The 2,457-nt window shown below is 68.1% G+C and carries 3 protein-coding genes and 1 tRNA gene; 2 read left to right on the top strand and 2 right to left on the bottom strand.

Annotated features, from left to right (window positions below; genetic code table 11):
- Positions 1-73: 73 nt before the first annotated feature.
- Positions 74-439 (bottom strand): response regulator transcription factor, encoded by a 366-nt coding sequence (locus WA805_RS02225; protein WP_422287172.1) that lies wholly within the window; start codon positions 437-439, stop codon positions 74-76.
- A gap of 116 nt (positions 440-555) precedes the next feature.
- Between WA805_RS02225 and WA805_RS02220 the strand changes: the two genes are divergently transcribed.
- A tRNA-Arg gene (locus WA805_RS02220) sits at positions 556-627 on the top strand.
- A 45-nt stretch (positions 628-672) separates the two neighbouring features.
- On the opposite strand, the gene WA805_RS02215 is transcribed toward WA805_RS02220, so the two are convergent.
- Entirely contained in the window at positions 673-1,443 is a 771-nt protein-coding gene (locus WA805_RS02215) for a peptidoglycan-binding domain-containing protein (protein ID WP_425241528.1), read from the bottom strand.
- Positions 1,444-1,750: 307 nt separating this feature from the next.
- On the opposite strand from WA805_RS02215, the gene WA805_RS02210 reads away from it, so the two are divergent.
- Positions 1,751-2,457, top strand: a 707-nt coding sequence (locus WA805_RS02210) for a VOC family protein (protein ID WP_425241527.1), incomplete at its 3' end; no start/stop codon positions are given.

Genomic DNA, 2,457 nt, shown 5'->3' with positions numbered 1-2,457 from the left:
CGGCGGGGGCGAGCCCGGCCACCGCGAGCGCCCGCGCGATCGCGTCGCGCAGGTCACGAGTGAGCACCGGCTGCTAGGCGGGCGGCGCGCCCGCCAGCTCGCGGACGACGCGGATCATCTCGCCGGGATCGAACGGCTTGGTGAGGTAAGCGTCCGCGCCGACGTTCGTGCCGCGCGTCATGTCGTCTTCCTGGGCGCGGGCGGTGATCAGGACGACCTTGATGTGCGCGGTCCACGGTGCCTTCCGCAGCTGGACCGCGGTCTCCCAGCCGTCGAGCCTGGGCATCATCACGTCGAGCGTGATGACGTCCGGGTCGATCGCCTGCACCTTGTCGAGGCAGTCCTGGCCGTCGATCGCGGTCGCCACGTCGAACCCCTCAAGGGTAAGATTCACGGCGATAAGCTGCCGGATCACCTCGTCGTCGTCCACGACGAGCACCCGTCCCAAACCTTGCGTCACGCGGGCGAGGCTACCGCTTCTGGTGACGTGATGGGTACGGCATGGCGGGATGTCACACCGATCGTGGGAGGCTGGTAACCTTTCGACGTCACCGGGCCCCCATAGCTCAGGGGATAGAGCACCGGCCTCCGGAGCCGGGTGCGTAGGTTCGAATCCTACTGGGGGCGCTTTTTATGCGCCGGCCCGTGACCCGGCTCCGTGGCCGCTGCCGGTCAGAAGGTGTTCGCGTTCAGCTTCAGCTGCAGGCCCTTCGTGGTCTCCGCGCCCCACACGCCGCTCTGGGTAACGCCGACGCGCCGCTGCAGCGCCTTGATCGTGTCCGGCCCGACGTCGCCGTCGGTGTCCACCCCGAGGTGGCGCTGCAGCGCCATCTTGGTGTCCGGCCCGAAGACCCCGTCCTGGTCTACGCCCAGCTTCCACTGCAGTGCCTTGGTCGTCTCCGGCCCGAAGTCGCCGTCCACGTCCAGCGGGCAGAACGGGTTAGGGCCGCCTTGCGGCGGCACGGCGCCGCCCGGCATCAGCCGCAGGAAGGTGATCGGTTCCGCCACGATCTCCTCGGAGAGCGGGACCTGGACCGGGTCGCCCTGCCGGCCGTGAGACACGCACATCGCCCCGTTCCCGCCCGCCGCGCTCTGCGTCAGGACGACGACGTGCTGGCTCGGGTTCAGGCCGAAGACCGCGAAGTCACCGGGCTGGGTCTCCGTGCGCGGAATGTGCTGCGAGTGCGCCAGCATCGTGTCCGTGTTCCCTGATCCGTCGAACCCGGCGCCGCTCGGGTCGGCTGCGCCGCTCCACCTCGCCATCATCTCGGCGAAGCCCGAGCAGTCGGTCGTGATGGGCAGGGTGCGCGGCGGAGTGACCGGCCACGGCCGGATCTCCGCGTAGGTGAACTGGTTGTGATGCGCGACTGCCCACTGGCAGTTGCTCACCATGTTCTGCCGGACTTGGGCGATGGTCGCATGCGGCTGCGCTTCTGTTGTCATGATGCTGTTCCCCCGTCGGGCACGTATGGCCCGTATGGGGGTAATTTACAAGTGATCTTAAGAAGTTGTTAACTATCTACGCGGCCACAGTTGACTATCCGCGCCGGCCTCCGGAGCCGGGTGCGCCAGCCGCTGGATGCGCGGCCTGGCTACCCGGCTCCGGGGACGACTGAGCAAAATGCATAGGTCAGTGGTGGTTTAAGTCTCTGATATGAGCAGTTGGCCTAGGTTTCAATGCGCTTATTGATCACCTGCCGGGACTGGGCTTGAATACGGGTCAGGTCCGAGCGTGGCACGGGAGGCAGGCATGACGATCGACCAGGCGCTTACCGATCAGGAACGCGCGGCGGAACTGGACGAGGCGCAGCTGCGGCAGCTGATCGGGCTGGTCGAGCACGACGTCTCTCGCGACCCGTTCCCGATCAGCGGCTGGGACGCGCTGGTATGGACGGTGGGCAACGCGACACAGGCGGCGCTGTTCTTCCAGGCGGTGTACGGGATGGAGCTGGTCGCCTACGCCGGGCCTGAGACCGGGCTGCGGGACCACGTCTCCTACGTGCTGCGCAGTGGCGCGGTGCGGTTCGTGCTCAACGGCGCGGTGCGGCCAGACAGCCCGCTGGTCGCCGTGCACGGCCGGCACGGGGACGGGATCTCCGACATCGCACTGCAGGTGCCCGATGTCGATAAGTGCGTCGCGCACGCGCGCGCCACCGGTGCGACAGTGCTCGAAGAGCCGTACGACCTGTCCGACGAGCATGGCACCGTGCGGGTCGCCGCGATCGCGGCCTACGGCGACCTGCGGCACACCCTCGTCGACCGGTCCGGCTACGACGGGCCCTACCTGCCGGGATACATGGCCAGGAGCGCCACGATCACCAGGGCCGCCGGCGCCCCCAAGCGGGTCTTCCAGGCGATCGACCACGTGGTCGGCAACGTCGAGCTCGGCCGGATGGACGAGTGGGTCGCGTTCTACAACCGGGTCATGGGCTTCACGAACATGGCCGAGTTCGTCGG

This window comes from Trebonia sp. (genome assembly GCF_049794275.1).
Classification (GTDB): domain Bacteria; phylum Actinomycetota; class Actinomycetes; order Streptosporangiales; family Streptosporangiaceae; genus Trebonia.
The sequence above is the reverse complement of the archived record's forward strand: the minus strand, read 5'-3'. Positions and strand labels throughout refer to the sequence as shown.

Coding starts and splice junctions, on each gene's coding strand:
- WA805_RS02215 (WP_425241528.1), bottom strand. CDS start 1,443: ATGACAACAGAAGCGCAGCCGCATGCGACCATCGCCCAAGTCCGGCAG.